Annotated in this window: 21 protein-coding genes; 3 read left to right on the forward strand and 18 right to left on the reverse strand. The window is 51.8% G+C overall.

Annotation, left to right across the window (positions count from 1 at the left end; all coding sequences use genetic code 11):
* Positions 1 to 248: 248 nt before the first annotated feature.
* The 13 genes from CF651_RS01590 to CF651_RS01650 all read right to left on the reverse strand — a co-directional run bounded on the left by CF651_RS01590 (position 249) and on the right by CF651_RS01650 (position 14,330).
* Positions 249 to 830 carry a DJ-1/PfpI family protein gene (locus CF651_RS01590; RefSeq protein WP_094013490.1) on the reverse strand — a complete coding sequence of 194 codons (582 nt, stop codon included), beginning with the start codon at positions 828 to 830 and terminating at the stop codon, positions 249 to 251.
* Between the two features lie 236 nt (positions 831 to 1,066).
* Positions 1,067 to 2,149 carry a DUF3900 domain-containing protein gene (locus CF651_RS01595; RefSeq protein ID WP_094013083.1) on the reverse strand — a complete coding sequence of 361 codons (1,083 nt, stop codon included), beginning with the start codon at positions 2,147 to 2,149 and terminating at the stop codon, positions 1,067 to 1,069.
* 145 nt (positions 2,150 to 2,294) lie between these two features.
* Positions 2,295 to 2,951 (reverse strand): superoxide dismutase family protein, encoded by a 657-nt coding sequence (locus CF651_RS01600; protein WP_245855597.1) that lies wholly within the window; start codon positions 2,949 to 2,951, stop codon positions 2,295 to 2,297.
* A 124-nt stretch (positions 2,952 to 3,075) separates the two neighbouring features.
* Complete coding sequence (locus CF651_RS01605) at positions 3,076 to 3,744, reverse strand: GNAT family N-acetyltransferase (protein ID WP_094013084.1); 669 nt, start codon at positions 3,742 to 3,744, stop codon at positions 3,076 to 3,078.
* Between the two features lie 124 nt (positions 3,745 to 3,868).
* Positions 3,869 to 4,732 (reverse strand): carbon-nitrogen hydrolase family protein, encoded by an 864-nt coding sequence (locus tag CF651_RS01610; RefSeq protein ID WP_094013085.1) that lies wholly within the window; start codon positions 4,730 to 4,732, stop codon positions 3,869 to 3,871.
* Positions 4,729 to 5,466 (reverse strand): class I SAM-dependent methyltransferase, encoded by a 738-nt coding sequence (locus CF651_RS01615; protein ID WP_245855602.1) that lies wholly within the window; start codon positions 5,464 to 5,466, stop codon positions 4,729 to 4,731. Before CF651_RS01615 ends, CF651_RS01610 begins: the two co-directional genes overlap by 4 nt.
* A gap of 222 nt (positions 5,467 to 5,688) precedes the next feature.
* On the reverse strand, positions 5,689 to 6,468 hold the full coding sequence (locus tag CF651_RS01620) for an SDR family oxidoreductase (protein WP_094013086.1): 780 nt from the start codon (positions 6,466 to 6,468) through the stop codon (positions 5,689 to 5,691).
* A 19-nt stretch (positions 6,469 to 6,487) separates the two neighbouring features.
* Positions 6,488 to 7,318 (reverse strand): phytanoyl-CoA dioxygenase family protein, encoded by an 831-nt coding sequence (locus CF651_RS01625; RefSeq protein WP_094013087.1) that lies wholly within the window; start codon positions 7,316 to 7,318, stop codon positions 6,488 to 6,490.
* 23 nt (positions 7,319 to 7,341) lie between these two features.
* Positions 7,342 to 8,892, reverse strand: coding sequence for an extracellular solute-binding protein (locus tag CF651_RS01630; protein WP_094013088.1), 1,551 nt, complete (start codon positions 8,890 to 8,892; stop codon positions 7,342 to 7,344).
* 115 nt (positions 8,893 to 9,007) lie between these two features.
* Positions 9,008 to 9,868 carry a carbohydrate ABC transporter permease gene (locus CF651_RS01635; RefSeq protein ID WP_094013089.1) on the reverse strand — a complete coding sequence of 287 codons (861 nt, stop codon included), beginning with the start codon at positions 9,866 to 9,868 and terminating at the stop codon, positions 9,008 to 9,010.
* Positions 9,862 to 10,794 (reverse strand): ABC transporter permease, encoded by a 933-nt coding sequence (locus tag CF651_RS01640; RefSeq protein WP_094013493.1) that lies wholly within the window; start codon positions 10,792 to 10,794, stop codon positions 9,862 to 9,864. Before CF651_RS01640 ends, CF651_RS01635 begins: the two co-directional genes overlap by 7 nt.
* Before the next feature lie 150 nt (positions 10,795 to 10,944).
* On the reverse strand, positions 10,945 to 12,726 hold the full coding sequence (locus CF651_RS01645) for a cache domain-containing sensor histidine kinase (RefSeq protein ID WP_245855603.1): 1,782 nt from the start codon (positions 12,724 to 12,726) through the stop codon (positions 10,945 to 10,947).
* Positions 12,723 to 14,330, reverse strand: a complete 1,608-nt coding sequence (locus CF651_RS01650; RefSeq protein WP_179232646.1) for a response regulator — start codon at positions 14,328 to 14,330, stop codon at positions 12,723 to 12,725. Before CF651_RS01650 ends, CF651_RS01645 begins: the two co-directional genes overlap by 4 nt.
* 203 nt (positions 14,331 to 14,533) lie before the next feature.
* On the opposite strand from CF651_RS01650, the gene CF651_RS01655 reads away from it, so the two are divergent.
* Entirely contained in the window at positions 14,534 to 15,037 is a 504-nt protein-coding gene (locus CF651_RS01655; protein ID WP_179232647.1) for a GyrI-like domain-containing protein, read from the forward strand.
* A 1-nt stretch (position 15,038) separates the two neighbouring features.
* Here the strand turns inward: CF651_RS01655 and CF651_RS01660 are convergent, their stop codons facing one another.
* From CF651_RS01660 to CF651_RS01670, 3 genes are all read right to left on the reverse strand, one after another.
* Positions 15,039 to 16,010, reverse strand: coding sequence for a helix-turn-helix transcriptional regulator (locus CF651_RS01660; protein WP_094013093.1), 972 nt, complete (start codon positions 16,008 to 16,010; stop codon positions 15,039 to 15,041).
* Positions 16,011 to 16,218: 208 nt separating this feature from the next.
* Positions 16,219 to 17,145 carry an aldo/keto reductase gene (locus CF651_RS01665; RefSeq protein ID WP_094013094.1) on the reverse strand — a complete coding sequence of 309 codons (927 nt, stop codon included), beginning with the start codon at positions 17,143 to 17,145 and terminating at the stop codon, positions 16,219 to 16,221.
* 32 nt (positions 17,146 to 17,177) lie between these two features.
* Positions 17,178 to 18,179, reverse strand: coding sequence for a Gfo/Idh/MocA family protein (locus CF651_RS01670; protein ID WP_094013095.1), 1,002 nt, complete (start codon positions 18,177 to 18,179; stop codon positions 17,178 to 17,180).
* 136 nt (positions 18,180 to 18,315) lie between these two features.
* Between CF651_RS01670 and CF651_RS01675 the strand changes: the two genes are divergently transcribed.
* Together CF651_RS01675 and CF651_RS01680 are read left to right on the forward strand one after the other, a co-directional pair.
* Complete coding sequence (locus tag CF651_RS01675; protein ID WP_094013096.1) at positions 18,316 to 19,155, forward strand: helix-turn-helix domain-containing protein; 840 nt, start codon at positions 18,316 to 18,318, stop codon at positions 19,153 to 19,155.
* Positions 19,156 to 19,285: 130 nt separating this feature from the next.
* Positions 19,286 to 21,445, forward strand: coding sequence for a DNA topoisomerase III (locus CF651_RS01680; protein ID WP_094013097.1), 2,160 nt, complete (start codon positions 19,286 to 19,288; stop codon positions 21,443 to 21,445).
* Between the two features lie 26 nt (positions 21,446 to 21,471).
* On the opposite strand, the gene CF651_RS01685 is transcribed toward CF651_RS01680, so the two are convergent.
* The gene (locus CF651_RS01685; RefSeq protein ID WP_094013098.1) at positions 21,472 to 21,804 is read right to left on the reverse strand and encodes a hypothetical protein; all 333 of its coding nucleotides are present in this window, start codon (positions 21,802 to 21,804) and stop codon (positions 21,472 to 21,474) included.
* A gap of 14 nt (positions 21,805 to 21,818) precedes the next feature.
* Positions 21,819 to 22,736 carry a TIGR01777 family oxidoreductase gene (locus tag CF651_RS01690; RefSeq protein WP_342746538.1) on the reverse strand — a complete coding sequence of 306 codons (918 nt, stop codon included), beginning with the start codon at positions 22,734 to 22,736 and terminating at the stop codon, positions 21,819 to 21,821.
* Between the last annotated feature and the right edge of the window lie 47 nt (positions 22,737 to 22,783).

Here is a 22,783-nt window from a genome sequence, read left to right on the forward strand (position 1 = left end):
CGGCTTTTGTCAAATGCACAGAAGTCATGTTTGCTCCAGCATGTCGAAATTCCACGAACTTTGCGGTGTTATGAGCTTTTTAAAACACATATGACAACGTTGTCAATTAAAATTATAGTCATGGACACAGAAGCAAGACAAGTTAAGTGTTTGTAAATCTATCCATGTGTGCCGATGGGGTGTCAAAGGCCCTTTCTTAATGAAACAAACCCGCTGCACCATTAACGGTTCTGCGGGTTTGTTTTCAATCAAACGATATATTTTCGCGTGACATAGTACGGATAGTCCATCTCATCCTGCACCTTCTGGGCTGCATAGGGTCCCAGCCAATACTCGATCATGAACAGCCCCAGGTCTAGCGACGTCGCAACGCCGCCTGCCGTAACCACATCGCCGTCCTTGACGATTCGTTCATCCAGCACTTCCTCACAATAAGGCAAAAGCGATTCAAATGCACTCGCAATCGTCGTCGCTCTCCGGCCTTCAAGATAGCCGGCAACACCAAGCAAATGCGCACCAGTACAGACTGAGATTTTGTACTTCGCCTGAGCGGCGGTTTGCAGCCACGAAATAAACTGCGGGTCTCCCTTAAGCCTTCTCGTTCCCCGTCCACCCGGAACATAAACCACATCGTATTCGGACAAGTTCGGACGAACCCGGTTGATTTTCAACATGACTCCCGCTTCATCCGACACTTCCTCCGTTAACCCGCACAAGTCCCAGGAAACCTCTTCCATCAGCTGAAGCGATTTCAATCTCGTCATCGCATCATAGAATCCGATAAAATCCAGAAGCGTCACCTGATCGAACAAAACAAACGCAATCTTCATGGCACTTTGCACGCCCCTTGACCTCGTTACGTCCTTATCGGGTGCGGCCATGGAAGGATGCTTCATGGAAAGTTTGCCGCACATCTTCATTATACCGGCAGCGCCGTCCAAACATTCCAATGAAACAAGGATAACCGGCTTTGCCATCTATCCAAATGGAGTGTTTGTCAAGGTAGACGAAGGTTGTCAATCTTATACTTTCCTTTCTACGACCAAAACCGGTTCATCCACCCGGATTACACCAGCTCCAGTTCTTCCTCCGCCTTGCGCTGAATCCGGTCGATAATGTGCTCCAAAGGCTCGGGGTGCAGCAGCTCGACAGGAGAAATGCCTTTGTCGAACGACAGGCCTTCTCCTTCCAGCACAACAACGTATTTGTTTCCGAGCTTCGCTATATGCAATTGATCGCCGAAATCCGCCAGGAGCGCTCTTACCGTCATGGAGCCCAGCTTCAGCTTCATCTCGATGTCAGGCTTTTGTTCGATCAGAATGGAGGAGGCCTCCATCACCTGGATAGGAGACCATTTCTCTTGAAGCTCCCGCTGCTCGCTGCAGGCCCACATCTCCATCTCCTGAACTTCCTTCTCCCGTGCCTCCGAATGTTCTTCATACACTTCCTCAATATATTGATGAACAAACCCCATGACCTGCTCATTCATTATTTCAGGGATGGATTTCTCGTACTCGACATACTTCAAGAAATCCTCAAAATACCGGGCATGGGACGATTGATGAATTTTCAGCTCCCATAGTTCCAGCATCCCTTCCTCGGGCATATGAGGGTACATGATAGACTTCATATTTTTGGCGTTGATCGCCATTTCCACTTTATTTAGAAGACTGCGTTCATCCGTAATACGCGCAATTTTTTGCTCGAAATCGCATTTCAGTACGAACATGAACGGCTCGTCGAACAGTTGCTGATGCTTGGCTCGAACAATGAATACGGCCCCGCCGCGGATCGCACTTGTATCCATATAAGCTTGTACCATTGCTTCCGCATGTTCAATATAGGCTTCCCGGGATTCCGCCGTGCGCAGCCGGGCGAACATATTATAGTTCGGATTGCTGTCCAGATCATAGCCCGGCTCAACGGCAAACCGTCCAATTTTGGTCGGAACCTGTTCGGCCTTCGGGTTGCGCTCCGCATTCCGCTTCGCAATCTTGGTAAATTCGCCGCCCAAAAACGAGCTGAGCTCACTCTCCGCATAGTCCTCTCCATCAAGCGTCTGGTAATGCTTGCACCGCTTCCCGCCCTGACCTTCTTCCCCGTCGACCTGGATCACAAAAAATGAGATGTAGTCCACTTCAAATTTCATCCGTACCTGCTCCCCCAAACATGAACAATTTCAACATAAAAACCCACCCCATAAGCTTATAGAACTAAGCCACAAGGTGGGTGTCGTTACATCGTAACATAGGATGACGGCAGCGGCAATGCTCTTCCGCTCCCAATTCTGTGTATTACAGGATCACACCGCAAGCGACCCGCGCTCCGGAATTGCCCGACGGATCCGTCTTATAATCGTCTTCCTTCTCGTGAATTACAAGCGAAGTGCCGCCCGGCTTAAGAAGGGAATTGGCTTTATCCCTCTCCAGCGTCACCTTGGCATCTACGAATTCGGCACTGCCTCTGCCATCGGAGCCGATCTCAATATTCGGCAAATCTCCGGCATGCGGGCCATCGGGATTGTCAAAGCCGTGCTTCTTCCCTTCGGGGTTGAAATGATCCCCTGCGGTTTTGAACTCCGGTGCTTCGCATACACCCGTCTGGTGCACATGAATACCGTGCTTGCCCGGGGTCAGACCGGCCACAGCCACCGAAAATTTCACGCCCTGACTGGTTTGAACCAGTTTCGCGGTACCGATCTTGCTGCCTTTGCCATTGATAATATCAATCGTTTTCTCCATAGCTGACGAGGTTGTTCGATCTTCGGCCGCGACCTCCGGCACCGGCTTTTGTTGCATAGAGCCCTCACTGTGTGCGGTTTGCTCATCTTGATGCGCAGCATGGCTTGGATGGGTCGCCGCCGACATCGTATGAGCTTTCCATTCGCAGCCCGTCGCAAGCAGCAGCGCGCAGCTGAGCAGCATGGCTCCTTGACTCACCCTTTTGTTCATGTACGTGTCCTCCAATCGACATAGTTCATGGTTGTAGTGTACGAAGCTGTACCCTATTCCATTGTTTACTTGTCGGAGAACAATTAAACCTTTATTCATTCATTTTATGGTCAACGGGAACGGATTACGTCTGAAGAAAAGGATTTCTCCATTCCATCAGCATCGCATAGTTCAGTGATTCCTCATCCTCCAAATAGTTGGCAGACAGCTTCACCGGGGTCCGTCCGCACCGAAGCAGGAACGTCATGACCGGATCCTTCAGCGAGCCGTTCAGCACTGCGCTTACATATTCCTCAGGTGTCATCGAAGCTGCGTGACGGTGATACCCGGGAAGCCGGCCGCCACCCAACAAGCGTTGGAGCTTTAATTCGACGACAACCTCGTACATCGACTGCATCAGCAGCTTGCCCAGACCCAGCTTGCGGTAGCTTGGCAATGCACATATATCTACAATGTATAGCGTATCTCCGTCCGGTTGATGATTCGTGATGTAACCTCTGTCCGTAATGTCTTCCCAGGTATGATCTGCATGCGTCGGGTCCCAGTTTATGAGAAGGCCTGTTATAGAGGCAACGGGACGGCCTCCGATCTCCACGCATAACGCCCCTTGAGGGAAACGGGCTACATGATTGGTCAGCTGCTCCTCGTTCCACCAAAGCTCGGATGGAAACGGAGGCGGGAAGCTTTCCTGCTGGATGCGTATGAGTCCGGGGAAGTCCTCCTGCGTATAGGAACGGACGACGGCTTGGACGGGCCGATCTCCGTCAAAGACGTACAATGCCTTTCGGTACATGGCTGCTTAAGCCTCCTTTTTCAGTACATAGAAGGAACTCGCCGGTGTCCGGCTGCGGCACGGCTTATCGGCCAATGCCATTCCAGTACGATTTCGCTGCTCCGCAGCTTCATCTCCGAACCTGTTAATTCCAGTCGGTATACAGATCGGTACGCCGGTCTCTCCATGTGGTCACGGAGCCCTTCTCGCGCACCTGGTAAAGCAGCTCCATATTCAAATCGGCGGTAATGACCATATCATGGTTCACTTCCCCGACGGTCATTAAGCCCCCTGGAGGGAACGGCACATCATTCGGCGTAATAACGGCCGCCTGCCCGTAGTTGCCTCTCATGAAATCAACTGTTGGCAGCGAACCGACCGTCCCCGTCGTCACCACATAAATTTGATTCTCGATCGTACGTGCATGGCAGGTGTAACGGACGCGATGAAAGCCGTGGCGATCATCCGTGCAGGACGGACAGAAGATCAAATCCGCACCACGGGCACGGGCCATGCGAACGATTTCCGGAAACTCGATATCATAGCAAATGAGCATGGCAATGCGGCCCTTCGGCGTGTCGAACACTTGCAGACCATCACCGGCTGCCATATGCCACTCTTTCACTTCCGTAGGTGTAATATGAAGCTTACGCTGTTCTCCAATCCTTCCATCCGGATAGAACAAGAAAGCGGTGTTGTACAGCCGGCCCTTCTCCTGGATAATATGTGTACCGCCTATAATGTACATTTGGGTCGACTGGGCTAAAGAAACGAACAGCTCTTTGTAAGCCTCGGTATAGGAAGGCAGCTCATCGATGGTCAAAGCCTGCGGATGGTTCTTTCCCCCTCCGATCGACATCAATTGCGTTGTAAACAGCTCCGGAAACAAGACGAAATCTGCTTCGAATTCCTCTGCCGTCTTAACGTAGTGGGTTACCTGCGCCGCAAACTCCTCAAAGCTGCCGATTGTATGTAAATGATATTGTACCGCCGATACTCTTACGTTCATGAACTGTTCTCCTCCGTATGATTCAGGTTTGTCTGCTGAAACAGCTGATCGCGCTCATCCTTCTCCTGGACGGTCTCTTCAATCGGATCAAAAAATAAAATGTGCGGCTTCTTCACACACCAGGTAGTCATGCACCTTTGATTGGCCACATTGACCGTTTTGATCGGTTCGAGCAAAATGCCCTGAAGCTTCTCCGTCGTACGGAGCAGCCGTTCCTCGTCCACAAGAAACCGGATGCTTCCGTCCGGCAGCTTGTATCGATAGTCTCCCAAAGGCTCGATACGGGCTTCGATCCCTATCGACGAAGCCAATCGGACAAAAAGCAGGCCACCGGGCCTCAGTACCCGCCATAGCTCATGCAGCATCTGCTGGAAATGCGCCTCGTTCATTGCAAAATGCAGTACGGCGCTGCACAGGACGACATCAAAGCTGTCATTGGCGAAGTTCATTTTCTCAATGGATTCGACCCGAGCCCTATCGGATGACCATGCCGGCGCCCACTGCTCCCCCTGCTTGCGAACCGCTTGAATTGCTTCTTCCGAACGGTCAATGGCATAAACTTCATAGCCGCTGCGTAGAAAATAGGTCAGATTGCGGCCCGAGCCGCAGCCAGCGTCGAGTATACGCATGTTTTCCGTAATTCGGCCTTTCAACAGCTGGTCGAACAAATAAATATCGATATCGCCGAAAAGCTCGCGAGGGTTCCTCATGGCATCATCCCGTTTCCAAATCATGACTATTGATTCCGCCATTATACCATTTCAGCGGTAAATCGAACAATGGCTTGCATCCGCTTGCATACAAGGATCAACGGCTTCGCCATCTTTCCGGATGGGATGCGTTTGTCAAGGTAGACGAGGGTTGGGAAACTTATGCTTTCTTATCCACGGAAAAAACCCGCGGGAGCTTGTTGTCCCGCGGGTTTACAACCATAGGTATCACGATAGGATCCGTGCTTAAATCCCAAACGTATTGCCGCCGTTGACGGACAAGCATTGCCCGGTGATGAACCTGGCCTCGTCGGATGCCAGGAAGGCAGTCGCAGAAGCGATGTCCTGCGGCTCCCCCACCCGCTGCAAGGGCAGCGTCCTCGCATAGTCGCTGGTATCCACTCCCTCGTGCCGCTCCACCGGTATCCATCCGGGTGCAATCAGATTGACCCGAATGCCTGCAGGCCCCAGCTCATTGGCCCAAGACCGGGTCATCCCCACCATCGCCGATTTAGCCGTCACATAGCTGGAGAAGCGGGCGTTCCCCAATTGGACCACCTCGCTGCCGATGTTGATGATGCTGCCTTTGCCCTGCGCCTTCATGCCGGGAAGCACAGCTTTCGTCAGGAGCAAAGGCGCTTTTACGAAAAATTCCAGCTGGTCCATGTATGCCGCCCAATCGCTCTCTTCAATGGACAGCATCGGCTGCGGACCCGTAGCATTATTGACCAGAATGGCGACAGATCTTCCGAAGGCTGTCGTCACCTCTTGAACAAGGCCTGCAACCTCTGCTTCCTTCGTAATATCCGCGCGGAACGCCATGGCCGTCCCGCCCGCTTCTGCAATCAGGCCTACCGTTTGCTCTGCATCCTGGTGGTTGTTGGCATAATTGACGGCTACCGCTGCTCCATGCTTTGCTAACTCGAAAGCAATCCAGCGGCCCAGCCCCCGGGAAGCCCCTGTGACCAGGGCCAGCTTCCCCTGCAGCTTTCCTGTCCGCTCCTGATTATGTTCTCTCGTATCCATTGTTCCCTCCGCCGATTGTTTACTGGGGATAGCCGCTATTGCCGGCATCTCCCTGGAACCACTGCTTTAAGGGTACCATAGATTCCTCCGGAACATAATACTTGAACGGATTGTCATCAATCACCCCAAGCAGCTGCTTGCGGATGGGTGTCGCATTTTCCAGCAGCTTATCGGAGGCTGTGCGATAGTCAATCGGACGCATCCAGATCGGACTGTACCCCAGAAACAACTGCCTGCGGGTAAACGGGGACCGGTTAGGCGCACCGGCATGCCACAAATTTTGGGCGAAAACGAAGACGTCACCGGGCTTTCCGCAAATTTGCAGCTCTCCCTGCACGGTATCGTCTACATTTTGCGACTCCGGTTGAAACGGCTTGTTATGCGAGCCAGGAATAATTTTCGTATTGCCTCGATCCGGCTCCGACATGTCGCTAAGGATGTAGCAGGTTTTAATGTAATAGGTGGACGTGAGACCACCGATCTTTGGAAATTGGGGATGCGGGCCATCCTGATGCCAATGGATAAAGCTGTGGGTTGCCGTCTTTTCATCCTGCGGATTCGGCTTGCGAATGGTAAGGTGAGAAATATGAAGCTGGATATTGTAACCGAGCAGCTGCACCATCAAGGGAAGCAGGGTCGGTTCGTCGATAAGGGACGCAATTTCTTCATGACGCTCCACGCTGTTATATAGGTTATGGGCTAATGTATCCGGTTCTTGAGCCAGAATCTCATCGATAGCTGCATTCAAACGCTCTACCTTCTCCGGCGTTAAAATATCGCGAAGCAGTAAATACCCCTGCTCCTGAAATTGCTGGGAAAGAGCTTGCAGGTCTAGGGACACTGCGGTCATGGAACAACACTCCTTAGGATAGTTTATTTGAGATAGCCGAGATCCTTCAGCTGCTTTTGGGCTCCGTCCATATAAGCCTTGTAATTCATGGAGGATTCCAGCGTTTTCAGGAAATTGTCATACTCGGAGAGCGGCTTCTTGCCGAAAATAAATTTGGCCAGCTCTTCTTCGATAAAGCGGTTCGCGTCGGCTGCGTTATACCCGGCAGGGTAATCGACAAACCCGTTCAGCGCCTGGATTCTTGGCTGTTTGTTGGCAAATTCGATATAGGGTGCCTGCTTCGCGAATTTGACCTGTAAATATTCCATCTCCGGGCGGCCGGTAAATTGATACAGCCAGAAATAACCGCCTTCCTTTCCCATCAAATCCGTAGGAATGACCTTCGAGCCTTCCAGATTGTAATGCTTCCCCTTCACACCGTACTGCACGAGCAGCGAGCCTGTCTCTTTGTTCGAAACATAGTTGAGCAGATCAAATACTTTCTGAAGCTTCTCCGGATTTTTCTCCAACGTCTTCGGCACTGCGTACAGCCCTGCAGTTTTTCCGATATCCCAGGAGCTGGCGGTCTGTCCCCCCGGCCCTTTTACAGCGTCGACCTGGACCCAATTCGCGTTCGGATTCACCGCTTTGATCTGTTCCACAAATTGATCCTTCGTCATATTCGGCCAGTCGATATAAATGATGCCTGCCTGCCCCTTGATCGCCTTTTGCTGGTGCTGCAAGCCTGAATTCGCCATCAATTCGGGATCGACTGCACCAGCTGTCGTCAGTTTATTAATAAAGGCGAGCGCATCCTTCATAGCAGGATCGTATAGCGCGTTGATCAGCTTGTTATCCTTCACATACAAGCTTGGCACGCCCTCGGAATATCCGATGCCATACGCTCCGAAGATGGTGTTAAAAGCGCCGAATTTCCCGGCCGTGATACCGATCGTATCTTTTTTCCCGTTGCCGTCCGGGTCTTTCTCGACAAAAGCTTTAGCGACCTCGAGGAGCTCATCTGTCGTTCGGGGCACCTGCATTCCCAGCTTGTCGAGCCAGTCCTTGCGTATAAAATACGTATCGTACGGAATTTGGGGCGTTTTGGATACGGCAAACACCTTCCCGTTCATGGTTCCCTTCTTTAAGCTGTCGGGACCGATGAAATCCTTCACCTGCTTCAGCTTCGAGTCCATATAAGGCGTCAAATCCAGCAGCATGCCCTGCTCGGAAAATTGCTTCAGCTGCTGCCGATCGACCATGAACAGATCCGGAAAGTTAGCGGAAGCCATACGTACATTCAATTGATTCTTATAATCGTCTCCGGATGCGTACACGGTTAAATTCAAATCCGTCCCCAGCACCTTATCCAGCTCCTGCTTGATGATATCCTGTTCGGGTGCCGGAAGTCCGTTCCCCGTCTCGATGATGTCCAGCTTAACGGGCTTGCCGCTGGAAGCGGAAGCCGGCGCTTCCTTCGATGCCGAGCCTTTCGGCTCGGGCTTGCCGCTTGAACCGCTGCAGCCTGCCAGAACTGTACCTCCCAGCAGCAGCAGGCTCATGGAAACGGTGATTGCTTTCTTTGTCGATTTCATGCCATCCCCTTCTTTCCTTATCTTTAATCTATTGAAGCGGCAGCTTTCAGCTCCGGCTGCAGTCCGTCACAAAGGCTTATCCGCCGTTCAATCCCGGTTTCTTGAGGTTGCCGCCCTAGCCCTTCACCGAGCCGAGCAGCATCCCTTTTGTAAAATGCTTTTGAATAAACGGATAGATAACGATAATCGGCAGGCTCGCCATCACGACCGAAGCCATCTGCATCGTTTCGGTAGGCAGCATGCTCTCCGCATTTTCCAGCGGCTGCTGGGTCAGCATTAACAGCTCTCTGATGATGACTTGCAGCGGAAATAGCGTACGGTCGGTCACATACATCACCGCTTGGAAAAATTCATTCCAATGCCCTACCATGTAGAACAAGCCGACGGTCAGCAGAGACGGAACGGAAAGGGGCGCTACAATTTGAAGCAGAATACGGAACTCCTTGGCTCCATCCATTCGAGCGGATTCAAACAGCTCTTCCGGCAAATTTTCAAAAAAGCTTTTCATAATCAGCACATTGAAGCTCCATACCGCATTAGGCAGGATCATGGACCAGACCGAATCCAGCAAACCAAGCGATTTTACGATGAGGTAGGTCGGAATAATACCTCCGCTGAACAGCATCGTGAACACGACCAGCAGCAGAAAAATTTGACGCCCCGGCAGCATGCGGCGGCTGAGCGGATAAGCCATCAGAGCCGTCAGCACCAGATTGACCAACGTGCCGACCACAGTAATGAATATCGTAACCCAGAAGGCGCGGGGGATGTTCGATTCGGTCAGCAGCTTATGATAAGCGGTAAACGTAGCTGATTTCGGAAGAAGGATGAACCCTCCGTTTTTAAGCACCTCCGAGAAGGGTGTAATTGAAACCGATACGACATACATCAAGGGGAATATAGCCGCAAGGCCGGCCAGACCCAGCACGGTATACACCAATACATTCATGAGACGATCCTCCAGCCCTCTTACCATATTCCCTCCCCCCATTTCTTCGACAAATGGTTGGAGCCCAGCACCAAGACCATGCCGATCACGGATTTGAACACTCCTACAGCGGCGCCAAGACTGAAATTCAACTGCTGCAGACCGGTTCGGAACACCCAGGTATCCAAAATATCCGCCACCTGATACACCTGAATGTTGTACAAGATGTAAATTTGATCGAAGCCGGCATCCATAATGCTGCCCAGCTTCAGGATGAAGAGCAGGACAATGACATTGCGGATGCTAGGCAGCGTGATGTGCCAAATCATCCGGAGCCGGCCGGCCCCGTCCACTCTTGCGGCCTCATACAAAGTCGGATCAATCGCAGTCATCGCCGCCAGATAAATGATCGCTCCCCAGCCGAGGTCCTTCCATATTTCCGATCCGACGAGAATCGTTCTGAAATAATCCACGGAGGTCATGAAACCGATCGAGCTCCCTCCGCTCTCTTGAAGCCACCGGTTGACCAAACCGGAGTTTTGTGAAAACAACGCGATAAGAATACCGTAGATGATGACCCAGGATAAAAAATGGGGCATGTACGTCAGCGTTTGAATGACGGTTTTGAACCAGCGCACACGGCATTCGTTCAACAATAGCGCCATCATAATGGGCGGCACCATCCCGAACACCAGCTTATACAAGCTGATGACTGTTGTATTGATCATCAGCTGGGAAAAGTACGGAGAGTGGAAAAAGATTTGAAAATGCTTATACCATGGATCCGCCCAGGAGCTCCCCACAATGCCCTTCATCATATTAAAATCCTTAAAGGCGATGATGACGCCGTACATCGGTACATACCGGAATACAATGTAATAAATAACTCCCGGCAAAAGCATCAAATAAAAAGCACGGAATGCCCACACCTGCTTGCCAAGCAGCTTGAACCGGCGCTCCCTTTGCTTCGTCATCGCCACTTGCTCTATCGTCCATTGCTGTTCCACAGGACCACCTCCCTCTCAATTTGAATGCGCTTTCTTCTATACTGTTAAGTATAAACAGGCGCTTTACGGCGTGCTATACAGGGATCCTGCGAAACTGTTTCAATTTTTGCAAACGCTTTAATCTTTACTGACATAGGCTGGCAATTCGATCCGGATCAAGGTGCCTGTCCCTGGCAGGCTTGCGATCCTAAGGCCGTATTCCGATCCAAAATGAAGCCTGATCCGTTCATGAACGTTCATGATCCCGATCCCGGTGAACCGGTGCTTGCTCGGGGCTTTCCTGCGTTCCGAGAACACGCTCTGCAGCTGCTCACTATTCATTCCGACTCCATCGTCGCGAAGGTAAATGATAAGCCTGCCCCGGCGGAGCGCCGTGCGAAGGCGAATCGTGCCCTGCACCTTTTGCGGTGCCAGGCCGTGAAATATCGCATTTTCGAGCAAGGGCTGCAGCGTCAGCTTCAAGATTTGGCAGGGCAGTGTCTCCGGTGCAATGTTCAGGTGAAATGTAAATTTATCCCCATACCGGACGGTTTGAATATGGGCATACATGCGAAGCCCTTCGAGCTCCTCCTCCAGCGTGACGAATTCGCTGCTTTTATCAAAGCTGAACGAAAGCAAGCCGACCAAGGACCGGATGGTCTCACGAACCGCATCCGTCTTGTGCTGCTTGGCCAGGCTGCTGATACAGGCAAGCGTATTGTACAAAAAATGCGGAGCAATCTGGCTTTGCAGCATTTTCAGCTCATATTGCTTTTTCCGCTGCTCCATTTCCTTCGTTTCGGTCAGAAGCATATGAATCCGTTCCATCATCGCGTTATAGCTTTTAGCCAATCGGCCAATCTCGTCCTCTCTTCGTACGGAGATGCTGGGCAGCACCTCCATATCGCGGACGCGGTCCATCTTGGCGACCAGCATACGTACAGGATAAGTGACATACCGGCTCATCATGTAAGAGCTGACGAATAAAATAAGGACCCACACCAGTGCGGCAGCCTTGTAATTGTTATACAAGCTGATGATGTTCTGATAAAAGTAGCGGTCCTCGATAAAGGCGATAAAATACCAGCCCAGCTTATTCATGCCCGACTTGACGGCGACCAGCTTCCCCTTTGCCCCAGCCAATTCCGTAATGCCTACAGGCAAATCGCCCGCTTTCTCGACAAAATCGGGATTCAGCTCGGGTGGAAAAACAGACGTATCGTACGGTAGTAAATCATAATAGAACAGAGGCCAGCTCGTATCGTACGTGTTGACCACATGATTTTTATTCGTAATGATGGTGAAGGTTTGGTTTCTGGAGTTCATCAGCTGGGAGAGCATGGTGGTCAAGCGGATCAGATCAATCTCGATGACGGCCATTCCCTTCAGCTGAGCGTCGGTTTTCGTTCGAATCGGAAAAATAAAGGCGACCGTTTTGCCGGATAATGGCGATTGGTACGGCTCACTAATCATGACGCCGAAATTGTTCTTGGCCTGATTGTACAACCGGTCCAGGTTCGGATTCCCGATAATGTCATAATATACCTGGGTATTGGAAAGAACCTTGCCGTCCGGCCGGACAAGGTACAATGTTTTATATAGCGTACTGTTATTTTCCGCGTACTGGCGAAGGACCGTAACCGCCTCCTCCTCGTGGCCTTCCTCCAGCAGCTCCGCCCTTGTCGAGAGCAGGAGAAGAATGTTTTGTACATTGTCCAAATAGGCGTTTAAATACAGATTGGTCCTGTCGATAATAACCTGGGCATCGGACAAAACCTGCTTCCTGAAGAGCTGCTCCGCATCGTGCAAATTGTTCCACGCCACCGAGCCAAACAACACCAGCGTCCCTGCAAATAGAAACAGCGAATGCTTGGTGGCCATACTCCAGCTTCGAAACCATGCCAGCACCCGCTTCATCATTCCACTCCGCCTTTCTTGTATTCGGAAGGGGCAACCCCGGTCCGGTTGCGGAACAATACTGAGAAGTAGCGGTAGCTCGGAATGCCTACCTGTTCGGCTACTTCGTATACTTTCAGTCTCGTCGTTTGCAGAAGATGGATGGCTTTATCGATACGCTGCCGGGTCACAAATTCGTTGAACGACTCCCCTACCTCCTCACGGAATAAACGGCTCAAGTAAAAAGAGCTCAGCCCCACCTGCTCGGCAGCCCAGGTTAATGTGATCGGTTCAGCCAAGTGATCGGCAATCAGTTGAATCGAGCATGCCACTTCCTTGCGCAGCCTCTGCTTGCCTCCGGCCCGGACCTCCAGTTCACGAATCAACAGTGAAATCAGCTCGGCGAACGTACGGGCGTTATGAAGCTTCCGTATAAGCTCCTGCTGGATAGCGGCTTCCTTACTGCCCATCCATTCCTTGCGTACAGACACAAGCCACAGCTTGAGCAAATCCCGATCCGGGCGTGACTGCTGGACCCAGTCGGTTAGCGTCTCCCGGTAGTATCGGGCAAGCGAAGCTTTGTCCTGTGCGGCTTCTCGAAGCTGTTCTGTTAGCATGTCAAAATTTTCGGGGGCAGTGTTTTCAGCAAAGGGCTCCTTGCCCCTTTCCCTATGAAAAGCTCCTATCGTATCTGCGTCGTAAACCGACCCGCTTGGATCATAGAACAAGCAGGCTGCGGGGAGCTCCGATTGACGTAGGGCTGAGGGCATTTCCTCCACACGTGGAACCGCGGCCCCGATAACAGCATACAAGCTGACAGGCTGGCTTAAATAGGAAATGTTCGCATCAAGCGTTTTTTGCAGCTGGGTCAGCCATGCGCCTACGTACTGCAGCCAGAAGGAATCCGGCTTGCCCGAGCCTGCGCACTCCTGAAACAGCAGCATATAATCTGACGGGCCTATGGCAGCCCAGCGCCGCGATAAGCTCTCTGGGGAGGGAGAAAGCTCCCATTCACTTAAGCATGCTTGCAGCTCACGATGCGCAAACATTTCTTCCTGTGACGTTACATTGACATGGATTCGAACGATTCTCAGCGGAAAAGCCGTTTTCCATAGCTGAATTGTCGATGCAACCAAGGACAGATTTCGATCCCGATGCCCTTCTTCGGTACTGCGGCTCAACAGTCTCGACAGCTCCCAGCGCTGTTTATCCAGCTCGCTGCGCCTGTAGTTATGCTCCCGTTGAATGGCATCCCTCGCCTTGTCCAAAACCTGCTCCAGTTCCGTATCCAGCAGCGAGACTTTAACTAAATATTCCAATGCGCCAAGCTTCAAGGCTTCTTTAGCATAAGCAAAATCACTGTGGCAGGTCAGCAAAACGACCTGTGTCAAAGGAAATTCCCGTTTGATGATGCGGAATAGGTCCATTCCGTCCATAACAGGCATCGTAATGTCTGTAATTACGACATCCGGCTTAAGCTTGCGGCACAGGGCCAGTGCTTCCTCCCCATTCTCGGCTTCGCCGATCAGCTCGGCGCCGTAGTCCTGCCATGGGAACAAGCGTAATTCTTCCCGCAGCGGCAGCTCATCGTCTACGACCATAATGGATAGTGGTTGTGTCAGATGCATAGGCATAGCCCCCCTTGATTACAGTAAACGCTTTCAATTATTGATTTCATCATAACATATGCCTCAAAGCGAACCTATACAGTAAATTTGTGAAAAAGTACCAAAAAGCCGAAAGACTATGACAGCAGCTGTCAGACTCCCGTGGTAAAGTCAATTTTGTAAACGAAGTTCAAATTATCGATGTGATGAAAGGATCGTGTCCTATGAAACCTGTTGCCAACCAGCCTCTACTCCCTGTCGTGGAGTACAAACCTGCTTATCATGTAGTCGGAATAAAGGAAGTGCACACCCTTGTTCCCGGACAGCCGATGACTTCCATTGCGGATCAATGGGCCCGTTTCATGCAGCGTATTCAGGAGATTACGGGGCGTGAAGCTGGCGCTCCTACAATGGGCGTCTGCTTAAGCAGCCCGGACGGGAAACCATTTGACTATGTGACAGGTGCGGTTGTACCCGAGTCCAGCTCCTCGGTCCCTCAGGGAATGGACCGTTGGACCCTTGCTCCCCATACATATGCCGTGTTTACCCATCGTGGTCCTATTTCGCAATTGGACGGGACGTATGCGGCCATCCATCAATGGCTGAACGAAAATGATGCGTATGTAAGGGCGCAAGCCCCCGAAATGGAATTCTATGACCACCGTTATATTTCGATGGAAGCAGCAGACAACGAATTTGATATTTACGTTCCTGTAACCCGGAAATAATTTAGGGTTCCCGGTACGCTTCCGCCAGTCTGTTTACAGCGGACCTTGCCATGGCCACCATTTCCGCAGGCTGAACAATGACAGCGTCTGCTCCGAAACCAAGGAAATAAGACGTATAATAGTCCAGTTCGCTTGCGGAAATGTCCAGCCGAAGCGTGCCGGTTCCATCCGGCTCTACATGAAGTGCAGCGCCAAAATACGCTTCCCATTGGCATCGTCTTACGCCGTCTCGGGTTAACTTGACAACCGTCTTGAACAACGCATCCGACGCATGCGCCATATGCCCTGACGGCTTCGGTTTGAACCAATCCATGATGGAATAGCGGCTCAAATCAACGCCGGGCACGTCTTCATTTGACAGCTCCGCCGCAAGCACCCGATCGACGCGGAACAATAGAAACCTTTCCTTCAAATGGCAATAAGCCGGGCAGTACCAATAGCCGTTATGGGAATAGACGCCGATAGGCTGTATAATCCGGGACTTGGCCCCTTCCTTCGAGTCATAGACGATTGCGAGCTTGTGCTGCTGCAGTGACGCGTCCAATAGCGGCTTTAGATAAGGATTTGAAGCATACCGCTTAGGGGTCCAGAAGACAACCCTCTGCTTCATCTTATCGATGACTTCCTTGGTATCGTCCGGCAGATAGTAGTAAAATTTATTCAAGGCTGTGGTGGACTCTTCTGCAAAAGGAAGCGCACCATAATGCTGCAGCGACTGATAGGCGAAAAACATCGCCACGGCCTCCTGTTCGGAGAACGTGATCGGAGGCAGCAAGCGCTCTCTCAATACCCGATAGCCCCCATGAGGCCCATATTCCGTATACAAAGGGATGCCAAGCTCGCTTAATACCTGCAAATCCCTCATAATCGTACGCATGGAAACCTGGAATTCTTCCGCCAGCTCACGTACGGTAAACTTCTTCCGTTTGTTCACGGCAATCATCAGCTCCATGAGCCTTTTGGACTTGGACATGGTCATTCTCCCTTACGAACGCGCGATTTTTCGAATCGGACGCTGGAATGGCTTTAGTATACCATACAACTAAGACAAGAATTGTCATAGTTGTGTGCGTCCCTTTTTTAGACAACGAAAAAGCTGTCACCCGAGCCAGAGGAATCCTCCTTTACGGGTGACAGCTTTTCTTTATGAGAAAGCTTCTATCAAAGTCTTGCAGCCGGACTCAGACTTGCTCCAGCCACTTTACTTCCTCCGGCGTCAGCGTAATTTGTGCGCCTTCACGGCAGGACTCCAGCTCAGCCTCGTTCTGTGCACCGATCAGCGCAGCGGTCGGGAATGCCTGGTTTAACACATAAGCCAGTGAAATTTGTACCGTACTGACGCCTTTTTCCTTGGCTAACTGCTCCGCGCGACGCAGCCGTTCCCAGTTGGCATCACTGTAATAGACGCGAACCATTTCCTTGTTATCCTGAATGTCCGGTGCGAAGCGCCCGGTGAAGAAGCCTCCGGCTTGGGATGACCATGACAAAATCGGCAGCCGCGATTTTTCATGCCAAGCAATCGCTTCCTCGTCAGCCGACACGCAGCCTGCCCATCGAGGCTCATTCGGCTTGGCGAGGCTGAGGTTCGGGCTGCTGAAGGTGAAGCCGACAAGGCCGTTGGCTGCCGCATAATCGTTCGCCTCCTGCAGTCGGGTGTGCGTCCAGTTGGAGCCGCCGATCGCGCGAATGGTGCCGGTACGAATATGCTCGTTGAGCGCATCGATAATTACACTGACCGGCACATTCGTGTCGTCACGGTGAAGCGCATACAGATCGACATAATCCGTGCCCAGCCGCTCCAGACTTACCGCTAAATCGCTAGCTATCGCTTCCGGATTGACACGCGGGCCGTCAGCATTATGATGGGCGCCTTTGGTTAAAATAACGACCTGCTCGCGGTTGTTGCGGTCCTTCATCCAGCGTCCGATCGTCTCTTCACTCTCGCCGCCGCAGTAGATGTAGGCCGTGTCTATCGTGTTACCGCCGATAGCAAAGAAATTATCCAGAACGCTGCACACTTTATCATACACGTTATGCTTAAAAAAATCGGCTCCTTGAATCAGCTGCGAAACCGGTTTATCCAATCCTTCGATTTGAATGGTTTTCATCGTTTCGGCTCCTTTACCGTTGAAATGATAGCTTATAAAACAACCCGGCTGCGTGTTCTTGCAGACGTATAGCAAGCATCGATGACCTTCATGTTAGCGACGGCATCTGTCGGTGCAAATCGAAGCGGAGTGCCTTCGAGCACACTGCGTCCCAGATCATCGGCCTGCAGTGCGTAATGATTTACGTAAGGAACGGCAACCTCCCGGCGCTGTCCTTTGGCAGTCACGAACACGTTGTCTTCCGGATTGTGACGCGTAACGTAGGCGCACGGAACTTCAATACGTCCATCCGTTCCGAGAATTTCGAGCACGTTGCGGCCTGCCGCCCACATCCCGCAGTCGAACGTCAAGGCGACGCCGCCTTCGAATTCCAAAATACCCGATGCCATCATGTCCACATCATCATGCTCCGGCGAGAAGAAAGCATGTACCGTAGCCGCTTGCGGCTCTTGTCCAAGAATGAGTCTCGCTGCGCTGATCGGGTACACCCCCACATCATAGAGAGATCCGCCGCCCATGAACTGTTTATACCTTACATTGTTGCTGTCCTTGGCATTATTGAAAGTAAACGCGCCATGAATGCCGCGAATGGTACCGATTTCACCCGAATCGATAATATCCTTGATGATTGCATAACGCGGGTGGTGCCGGTACATGAACGCTTCAGCCAGCTTAACCCCGTGCTTCTCACAGGCTGCAACCATTTCTTCGGCCTCCTCCGCATGGAGTGCAGCAGGCTTTTCACAAAGAACGTGCTTGCCGGCTTCGGCTGCGCGAATCGTCCATTCTTTATGCAAATGGTTCGGCAGCGGAATGTAGACCGCATCAATATTGTCATCTGCAAGCAGTGCTTCATAGCTTCCATAAAAAGTAGGAATGCCCAATTGCGCAGCGGTTTCCTTTGCTTTCTCTTCATCGCGGCTTGCGATAGCCGCAACGACTCCGGTCTCGGATTGTTGGATACCCGGAATGACGGCCCGTTTGGCAATTCCTGCGCAGCCCAATACGCCCCAGCGTAATTTTTGTTGGCTCATGATTCAAGCTCAGCTCCTTTGAGTGGGTAGAAAACTTAATACTTTATTGCCATTATATTGAACATTAAGTAAAATGAAAATGACAACTTTTTGCCCACACCTATAACAATATTGTCATCTAATGAGGAGCTTGTACATGAGAAGACAGATTTTGCTTCCTACCCTCCTGGAGCACTCCTTTTTTTGCTTGCCCGAGTCCGTCGGCTGGTATGAGAATGCGCGGGCCCATACCGTCGACCGTCAGGAGGGAGCGCTCAACAACTTCAGCATTCACCTTATCGTAAGCGGCAAAGGCTATGTGGAAACAGACAATGAAACGTTCACGCTGCAGGCCGGTGATGCTTTTTTGTATTTCCCGCTTCAGAGACAGCGCTACTATTCCAGTGAGGATGATCCTTGGGAGGTACGCTGGGTTCACTTTTACGGTGACAAGCTGAAGGAGTACTTGATGGAGAACGGACTTTACCGTTCCCATCTATGGACCATCCGGCAGTGGAAGCCTTTGGAGCAGGCGCTGCATCAACTGCTGATCGAAGCGGAGGAGAACACCTTCTTCCAGCTGACTAAGCTTTCGACCTTGACGTATGCGGTCATCGCCGAATTCGTTAATCAGGCGGTTCCTTTGACGGCAAGCACCAATATAGGAACGCATGACCGCATCCTGCAGCTGCTCCCTCTCATACAGGAGCAAGCCTGTAAGCCGTTTGAGCTCGATTATTGGGCGGAGCAAGCCGGAATCAGCACCTATTACTTCTGCAAGCTGTTTCGCAAAGTAACCCAAATGACGCCGATGACCTTCGTCACGCTGTGCAGGCTGCAGTTAAGCAAGCAGTGGCTGCTTGAGAAACGGGAGCTGACCGTGAAGCAGATTGCGAATGACGCCGGCTACCCGAGCGTCAGCTATTTCAACAAACGGTTCCTGGAGCAGGAGGGGATGACCCCTACCGATTACCGTCTCCTTTATTGGAAGCAGTAGCGCAGGCCATAAGTATGGAAAATGGACAGCCATCCCTTTTTCCAGTAATGTTATAATAAATCATTCACCAAATCGGGAGCAGTTGAACCTGCTTTCCGACGATCAAATCATGACAATCGAAGGAGCTTGTATGAAATCCCTAGTCTTAGCAGAAAAACCTAGCGTTGCCAAGGAAATTGCCCGTGTCCTCGGCTGCCAGCAAAAGCATAAGCATTACATGGAAGGCCCCAAGCACGTCGTTACCTGGGCGCTTGGGCATTTGGTGACTCTGGCCGAGCCCGAGGACTATGACGCCAAATACAAGGCGTGGAACCTTGAGGATCTGCCTCTGCTTCCCGAGAAGATGAAGCTGAAGGTCATCAAGGAAACAACCCCTCAGTTCCGCGCCATCTCTCAGCTTGCACAGCGCAACGATCTGGAGCAGCTCATCATCGCCACGGATGCGGGGCGGGAAGGCGAGCTCGTCGCCCGCTGGATCATGGAGCTGATTCGCTGGCGTAAGCCATTCCAGCGTCTGTGGATCTCCTCCCAGACGGATAAAGCGATCCGCGACGGCTTCGCCAAGCTGAAGCCGGGCCGCGATTACGATGCGCTCTACCAATCCGCCGTCTCGCGCGCCGAAGCGGATTGGCTCATCGGGCTCAATGTGACCCGAGCCCTGACCTGCAAGTACAATGCGCAGCTGGCAGCCGGCAGGGTTCAGACCCCTACCCTGGCCATGATGATGCAGCGCGAACAAGAAATTCGCAGCTTCCAGGCGAAGGACTACTGGATTGTCAAGGCGCAGCTGGCCGGCTTTCAGGCGATGTGGCGCGGGAAGCAGCAGCCGGATGGCCGCATCTTCGATAAGACGGCCGCGGATGCCCTGCTCGCCCGACTGCAGGGCGGACACGCCAAGGTCGCCGAGCTGAAGGTGTCGGAGAAGCAGGAGCCGCAGCCGCTCGCTTACGATTTGACCGAGCTGCAGCGGGATGCCAACAAAAAATTCGGCTGGTCGGCCAAGCAGACCTCCGGCATATTGCAGCGGCTGTATGAGCAGCACAAGCTGGTCACGTATCCGCGAACAGACTCTCGCTACTTGACCTCTGACATGGTGTCCACGCTGCAAAGCCGCTTGGACAGCTTGAACCTGCAGCCCTATGCACCACTTGTGCGGCCGCTGCTGAGAAAGCCGCTGCCTAGCACAAAGCGAATCGTCGATGATAGCAAGGTATCCGATCATCATGCGATTATTCCTACGGAGCAGGCCCCTCTTCTGCATACATTGAGCGCTGAGGAGCGGAAGCTTTACGACTTGATCGCCCGCCGCTTTATCGCGTTGTTTTATCCGGTGTACCGCTACGATGAAACGTCTGTGACCCTCGACATCGCCGGCGAGCGCTTCTATGCCAAGGGCCGCATCATGAAAGACGCCGGTTGGAAAAGCGTCTACGGTCAGGAAGCATCATCTTTTTCCGATGAAGACGATACCGCTGAGGACGACAGCCACGGCCACAGCCGTGCCCAAGCCTTGCCGCAGCTTCAGCTCGGTACCGAAATGAAGGACGTCCGCTGTCAGCTGGAGAAGCATGCGACCAAGCCTCCGGGTCGATTTACGGAGGCGGCGCTTCTCTCCGTGATGGAGAAACATGGTCTCGGCACCCCAGCCACCCGTGCGGATATTATTGAGAAGCTCGTGTCCACGGACACGATTGAGCGCAAGATGAACACCCTGCAGCCGACAGGCAAAGGGGCCCAGCTGATCGAGCTGGTTGTACCGTCCCTTCGCTCACCGGAGCTAACCGCCCGCTGGGAGCAGGAGCTGGAACGGATTGCCAAGGGCAGTGGCAATATGAAAGCTTTCCTCAGCGGTATTCGGGAACAGACAACAGAGATGGTCCGCACCGTAAAAAACAGCACGACAGAGTATAAGCCGCATAATTTAACCCACTCCAAATGCCCGGAATGCGGAAAAAATCTGCAGGAAATCAAAGGGAAACGCGGGAAAATGCTCGTCTGCATCGATCGTGAATGCAGCTACAGGCGGGCGGCAGAGCCGATGCTATCCAATAAACGCTGTCCGCAGTGCCGCAAGAAGATGGAGATCCATACCGGGAAGGCAGGCAAATATGCTCAATGCCGTCCCTGCAATGTTGTAGAAATGCTGAATGATGAAGCACGTCCCGGAGGCAAGGCCGCCAAGCGTAACGCCTCCAAACTGATTGAACAATACAGTGACCAAACCTCGCTGGGCTCCGGCCTGGGAGATGCATTGATGGCTGCGCTGCAAAAACAACAAAAAAAAGATTGAGGGCGCTATGCCTTCAATCTTTTTTGTTAAGTGTTATCGATACGCTCGACCTTCAGACGCAGAAGCTGTTTGACGGACTGCTCATAAAATTGCCGCAGCTGTTCCTTCTCGGCGTCTGTGAATTGATATTCGCAATCGCGCCCTTCATCCTGCGGCACGATTTGTACGATATCTCCTCCATAGGTACATATCAGCAAAGCGCTTAGCTCTGACAGGTCTGCCGGCAGCTCGCTGCCTTGATGCAAGTCCAGCTCGAATAGGACTTCAACATCGATCCACTGCGCATCCCGAAGCTCAATCGAGGCACGCATCGACGAAAAACGCAGCTCGTGCAGATCAGTTGATCCATATTGTATCATGACTGCACACCTCCTTACTTTCCTCCGACCAAATCGTCCAAAGCCAGTTCGATCGTCGGGTATTTATAATGGAACTCATACTCCGTCGCCAAGTAGGGAAGCACTTTTTGACCTTCCAGCACGAGCGTTGCCATTTCCCCAAGCAGCAGCTTCATCACAAAGGCAGGCACAGGGAAGCGATGCCCTGTATGCATTGCCGCAGCCAATGTCCTGCCGAATTCATCATTGGTCACCGGGTGGGGGGCTGTAGCATTGATTTGCTCGATAATATCCTCGTTCTCGATACAGAACTCAATAAGCCTGCACAAATCCTCGATGTGAATCCAGGAATAAAATTGTTTTCCGCTCCCTATTCTTCCGCCGAGGCCTAATTTATAAGGTGTCATCATTCTGGGCAGTGCGCCTCCGTCCTTGCCAAGCACGAGACCGAGCCGGAGCTTCACAATGCGGGTGTCTTGAATTTGATCCACCGCTTGCTCCCATTGGGACACTACACCGGATAAAAAATCCATCACCCTCGTATCACTATGCTCGACGAGACCAAGCTTCTCAGAGGTTCCATAGATCGCGATAGCCGATGCGTTAACAACAACCTGCGGTTTATTGTTCATGCGCGCTACAATGTCCGCAATTTGCCCTACCGTCTCCAGACGGGATTGGAGAATGCGTTCCTTGGCCGCTTTTGTCCATCTTTGGTTAATCGTTTCGCCTGCCAAATTAACAATTGCATCCGTCCCTTCCATCATGGACACATTGGACTTCAGCTCCGACCAGGTCGCATAACGAATTAAAGGATGATCCGATTTCTGGCTTTTCCGGGAAATTAAAATAATAGAGTACTTGCGCTTTAAAAAATATTGGGTGAGATGCCGACCCACAAACCCGGAACCACCTGCAATAGCAATCTTCAAATGTGATTCCTCACTTTCCAACGATTTTTGTTATTCATTATAGTCTTCCCATTATATATCATATTTTG

Origin of the sequence: Paenibacillus rigui (assembly GCF_002234615.1) — a bacterium.
GTDB lineage: Bacteria > Bacillota > Bacilli > Paenibacillales > NBRC-103111 > Paenibacillus_S > Paenibacillus_S rigui.

What these genes read in the sequence shown, in the direction of transcription:
- CF651_RS01590 (WP_094013490.1), bottom strand. Translation starts at nt 830, where the DNA reads ATGAAGATTGCGTTTGTTTTGTTCGATCAGGTGACGCTTCTGGATTTT.
- CF651_RS01595 (WP_094013083.1), bottom strand. Translation starts at nt 2,149, where the DNA reads ATGAAATTTGAAGTGGACTACATCTCATTTTTTGTGATCCAGGTCGAC.
- CF651_RS01600 (WP_245855597.1), bottom strand. Translation starts at nt 2,951, where the DNA reads ATGAACAAAAGGGTGAGTCAAGGAGCCATGCTGCTCAGCTGCGCGCTG.
- CF651_RS01605 (WP_094013084.1), bottom strand. Translation starts at nt 3,744, where the DNA reads ATGTACCGAAAGGCATTGTACGTCTTTGACGGAGATCGGCCCGTCCAA.
- CF651_RS01610 (WP_094013085.1), bottom strand. Translation starts at nt 4,732, where the DNA reads ATGAACGTAAGAGTATCGGCGGTACAATATCATTTACATACAATCGGC.
- CF651_RS01615 (WP_245855602.1), bottom strand. Translation starts at nt 5,466, where the DNA reads ATGATTTGGAAACGGGATGATGCCATGAGGAACCCTCGCGAGCTTTTC.
- CF651_RS01620 (WP_094013086.1), bottom strand. Translation starts at nt 6,468, where the DNA reads ATGGATACGAGAGAACATAATCAGGAGCGGACAGGAAAGCTGCAGGGG.
- CF651_RS01625 (WP_094013087.1), bottom strand. Translation starts at nt 7,318, where the DNA reads ATGACCGCAGTGTCCCTAGACCTGCAAGCTCTTTCCCAGCAATTTCAG.
- CF651_RS01630 (WP_094013088.1), bottom strand. Translation starts at nt 8,892, where the DNA reads ATGAAATCGACAAAGAAAGCAATCACCGTTTCCATGAGCCTGCTGCTG.
- CF651_RS01635 (WP_094013089.1), bottom strand. Translation starts at nt 9,868, where the DNA reads ATGGTAAGAGGGCTGGAGGATCGTCTCATGAATGTATTGGTGTATACC.
- CF651_RS01640 (WP_094013493.1), bottom strand. Translation starts at nt 10,794, where the DNA reads ATGACGAAGCAAAGGGAGCGCCGGTTCAAGCTGCTTGGCAAGCAGGTG.
- CF651_RS01645 (WP_245855603.1), bottom strand. Translation starts at nt 12,726, where the DNA reads ATGATGAAGCGGGTGCTGGCATGGTTTCGAAGCTGGAGTATGGCCACC.
- CF651_RS01650 (WP_179232646.1), bottom strand. Translation starts at nt 14,330, where the DNA reads ATGCATCTGACACAACCACTATCCATTATGGTCGTAGACGATGAGCTG.
- CF651_RS01655 (WP_179232647.1), top strand. Translation starts at nt 14,534, where the DNA reads ATGAAACCTGTTGCCAACCAGCCTCTACTCCCTGTCGTGGAGTACAAA.
- CF651_RS01660 (WP_094013093.1), bottom strand. Translation starts at nt 16,010, where the DNA reads ATGTCCAAGTCCAAAAGGCTCATGGAGCTGATGATTGCCGTGAACAAA.
- CF651_RS01665 (WP_094013094.1), bottom strand. Translation starts at nt 17,145, where the DNA reads ATGAAAACCATTCAAATCGAAGGATTGGATAAACCGGTTTCGCAGCTG.
- CF651_RS01670 (WP_094013095.1), bottom strand. Translation starts at nt 18,179, where the DNA reads ATGAGCCAACAAAAATTACGCTGGGGCGTATTGGGCTGCGCAGGAATT.
- CF651_RS01675 (WP_094013096.1), top strand. Translation starts at nt 18,316, where the DNA reads ATGAGAAGACAGATTTTGCTTCCTACCCTCCTGGAGCACTCCTTTTTT.
- CF651_RS01680 (WP_094013097.1), top strand. Translation starts at nt 19,286, where the DNA reads ATGAAATCCCTAGTCTTAGCAGAAAAACCTAGCGTTGCCAAGGAAATT.
- CF651_RS01685 (WP_094013098.1), bottom strand. Translation starts at nt 21,804, where the DNA reads ATGATACAATATGGATCAACTGATCTGCACGAGCTGCGTTTTTCGTCG.